This window comes from Mesorhizobium sp. M0051 (assembly GCF_040323235.1).
GTDB lineage: Bacteria > Pseudomonadota > Alphaproteobacteria > Rhizobiales > Rhizobiaceae > Mesorhizobium.
In genome coordinates, this window is the sequence record NZ_JAMYUT010000077.1 from 2,501 (window position 1) to 6,225 (window position 3,725).

A 3,725-nucleotide genomic window follows, 5' to 3' on the forward strand; every position below is an offset into this window, starting at 1 on the left:
AAAAGGTTTGTGATTTGTCGCGGGAGACGCTCAATCTCCCGCATATGATGGGTTTGCCTAACCGCACCCTCGAACCGATCTCGAGAAGCTGGTCTTTTTGTGCCAATGACATCGAATTGGATCCCGCACAGGATCCGGTTCAGGCGACAATCCTTCGGATTGCGCGGACGCTAAGCCTGCAAGGGTTTGGCTGAAGCGACAATTCCTTCGGAATTGCGCGGGTGGGCATTGGCAATGAGAACGATCAAGTGTCTTAAGGGCAATTGGTGGATGCCTTGGCATGCACAGGCGATGAAGGACGTGATACGCTGCGATAAGCTACGGGGAGGTGCGAATACCCTTTGATCCGTAGATTTCCGAATGGGGAAACCCACCTAAGGTACTTGGAAAATCAGAGCAGCCGGAAGGTCGCAAGGCCGACTTGCTGCTGTGGTTTCCAAGTATCGATAATAGGTAACTTACCCTGAATACATAGGGGTAAAGTGGCGAACGCGGGGAACTGAAACATCTAAGTACCCGTAGGAAAGGACATCAACCGAGACTCCGGAAGTAGTGGCGAGCGAACCCGGACCAGGCCAGTGGCGATTGAGAGACAAGCGGAACCTTCTGGAAAGTAGGGCCATAGTGGGTGACAGCCCCGTACGCGTAATGCAATCAATCGTCCTCGAGTAAGGCGGGACACGTGAAATCCTGTCTGAAATTGGGGGGACCACCCTCCAAGCCTAAGTACTCGTGCATGACCGATAGCGAACTAGTACCGTGAGGGAAAGGTGAAAAGCACCCCGACAAGGGGAGTGAAAGAGTACCTGAAACCGATTGCCTACAAACAGTGGAAGCCCAAGGTTCGTCCTGGGTGACCACGTACCTTTTGTATAATGGGTCAGCGACTTAGTGTGACGAGCAAGCTTAAACCGCTAGGTGTAGGCGCAGCGAAAGCGAGTCTGAACAGGGCGTTCAGTTCGTCGCATTAGACCCGAAACCGAGTGATCTAGCCATGAGCAGGTTGAAGGTAAGGTAACACTTACTGGAGGACCGAACCCATAACTGTTGCAATAGTTCGGGATGACTTGTGGCTAGGGGTGAAAGGCCAATCAAACTCGGAAATAGCTGGTTCTCCGCGAAATCTATTTAGGTAGAGCGTCGACCGAATACCCCAGGGGGTAGAGCACTGGATGGGCTAGGGGTCCTCACCGGATTACCAAACCTAACCAAACTCCGAATACCTGGGAGTACTAGTCGGCAGACACACGGCGGGTGCTAACGTCCGTCGTGAAAAGGGAAACAACCCTGACCTACAGCTAAGGTCCCCAAGTTATGGCTAAGTGGGAAAGGATGTGAGGATCCCAAAACAACCAGGATGTTGGCTTAGAAGCAGCCATCATTTAAAGAAAGCGTAACAGCTCACTGGTCTAAATAAGGGTCTTTGCGCCGAAAATGTAACGGGGCTAAAGCCATACACCGAAGCTTAGGGTTTGGTCCGCAAGGGCCAAGCGGTAGCGGAGCGTTCTGTAAGCTGATGAAGCCATACCCGTGAGGGGTGGTGGAGGTATCAGAAGTGCGAATGCTGACATGAGTAACGTAAGGGGAGTGAGAGACTCCCCCGCCGAAAGACCAAGGGTTCCTGCTTAAAGCTAATCTGAGCAGGGTTAGCCGGCCCCTAAGACGAGGCGGAAACGCGTAGTCGATGGGAACCACGTTAATATTCGTGGGCTTGGAGGTAGTGACGGATCATTGAGGTAGTCCAATCTTATCGGATTGAACGGGCTGCTGCGTGGTTCCAGGAAATAGCTCCTCCTTATAAACCGTACCCGAAACCGACACTGGTGGTCTGGTAGAGTATACCAAGGCGCTTGAGAGAACTATGCTGAAGGAACTCGGCAAATTGCACGCGTAACTTCGGAAGAAGCGTGACCCTTTTCTACGCAAGTAGAGGAGGGTGGCACAGACCAGGGGGTAGCGACTGTTTATCAAAAACACAGGGCTCTGCGAAGTCGCAAGACGACGTATAGGGTCTGACGCCTGCCCGGTGCTGGAAGGTTAAGAGGAGGGGTGCAAGCTCTGAATCGAAGCCCCAGTAAACGGCGGCCGTAACTATAACGGTCCTAAGGTAGCGAAATTCCTTGTCGGGTAAGTTCCGACCTGCACGAATGGCGTAACGACTTCCCCGCTGTCTCCAGCATAGACTCAGTGAAATTGAATTCCCCGTGAAGATGCGGGGTTCCTGCGGTTAGACGGAAAGACCCCGTGCACCTTTACTATAGCTTTACATTGGCATTCGTAGTGGCATGTGTAGGATAGGTGGTAGGCTTTGAAGCCTGGGCGCCAGCTCAGGTGGAGCCACCCTTGAAATACCACCCTTATTACTATGGATGTCTAACCGCGGCCCGTTATCCGGGTCCGGGACAATGTATGGTGGGTAGTTTGACTGGGGCGGTCGCCTCCTAAAGAGTAACGGAGGCGCGCGATGGTGGGCTCAGAACGGTCGGAAATCGTTCGCTGAGTGCAATGGCATAAGCCTGCCTGACTGCGAGACTGACAAGTCGAGCAGAGACGAAAGTCGGTCATAGTGATCCGGTGGTCCCGCGTGGAAGGGCCATCGCTCAACGGATAAAAGGTACGCCGGGGATAACAGGCTGATGACCCCCAAGAGTCCATATCGACGGGGTTGTTTGGCACCTCGATGTCGACTCATCGCATCCTGGGGCTGGAGCAGGTCCCAAGGGTATGGCTGTTCGCCATTTAAAGCGGTACGTGAGTTGGGTTCAGAACGTCGTGAGACAGTTCGGTCCCTATCTGCCGTGGGTGTAGGAATATTGAAAGGATCTGTCCCTAGTACGAGAGGACCGGGATGGACGGATCTCTGGTGGACCTGTTGTGGCGCCAGCCGCATAGCAGGGTAGCTATATCCGGACGGGATAACCGCTGAAGGCATCTAAGCGGGAAACCCACCTTAAAACGAGTATTCCCTGAGAACCGTGGAAGACGACCACGTTGATAGGCCGGGTGTGGAAGAGCGGCAACGCTTGAAGCTTACCGGTACTAATAGTTCGATCGGCTTGATCGTTCTCATTCCTTATGCCCATTTGACGAAGTCAAATGGTCTGTTCTCACTCACGCTCGTTCCGCCCTGCGGGCGGCGCTACGTGGGTGCGGCGCATCAGCGCCGACGGTCGGTCGACCTTGCGAAGCTTCGCTTCGAAAGGCGTCAGGACCCAAAGAACTGTAAAGGCACAAAAAAGACCAGCGAACAGCTCAGAGAAAGCAGCAAATAGGATCCCTATTCGCTACTCACTATTGGCTATTCGCTAAAAAAACAGCTTCTCGAACAACGTGCGTTTTGCCGACCTGGTGGTTATGGCGGAGCGGCTGCACCCGATCCCATTCCGAACTCGGCCGTGAAACGCTCCAGCGCTGATGGTACTTCGTCTCAAGACGCGGGAGAGTAGGTCGCTGCCAGGTCTGCCAAACGCACGTTGATCGCACATCCAAATCGGATGTGAGAGAAATCTTCTCTTTATGATAAGGCCCGATGATAAGGCCCGCCAACGGGAACCCGGGCCGCGTAAGCGGCCCTTTCATTTGGTGAGCCAAATACCTATCTGTAGGCCATCCTGTTAGGAGGCCTGCGCATACTTCCAAACCTCGACGCGGGGTGGAGCAGCCCGGTAGCTCGTCAGGCTCATAACCTGAAGGTCACAGGTTCAAATCCTGTCCCCGCAACCAAA

The 3,725-nt window shown here is 53.7% G+C and carries 1 tRNA gene and 2 rRNA genes; all 3 read left to right on the forward strand.

The annotated features are described in order from the left end of the window. Positions 1-242: 242 nt before the first annotated feature. A 23S ribosomal RNA gene (locus NKJ90_RS33195) occupies positions 243-3,064 on the forward strand. 280 nt (positions 3,065-3,344) lie between these two features. Further along, positions 3,345-3,459 (forward strand): 5S ribosomal RNA (rrf, locus tag NKJ90_RS33200). Positions 3,460-3,646: 187 nt separating this feature from the next. Further along, positions 3,647-3,723 (forward strand) — tRNA-Met (locus NKJ90_RS33205). Positions 3,724-3,725 lie beyond the last annotated feature (2 nt).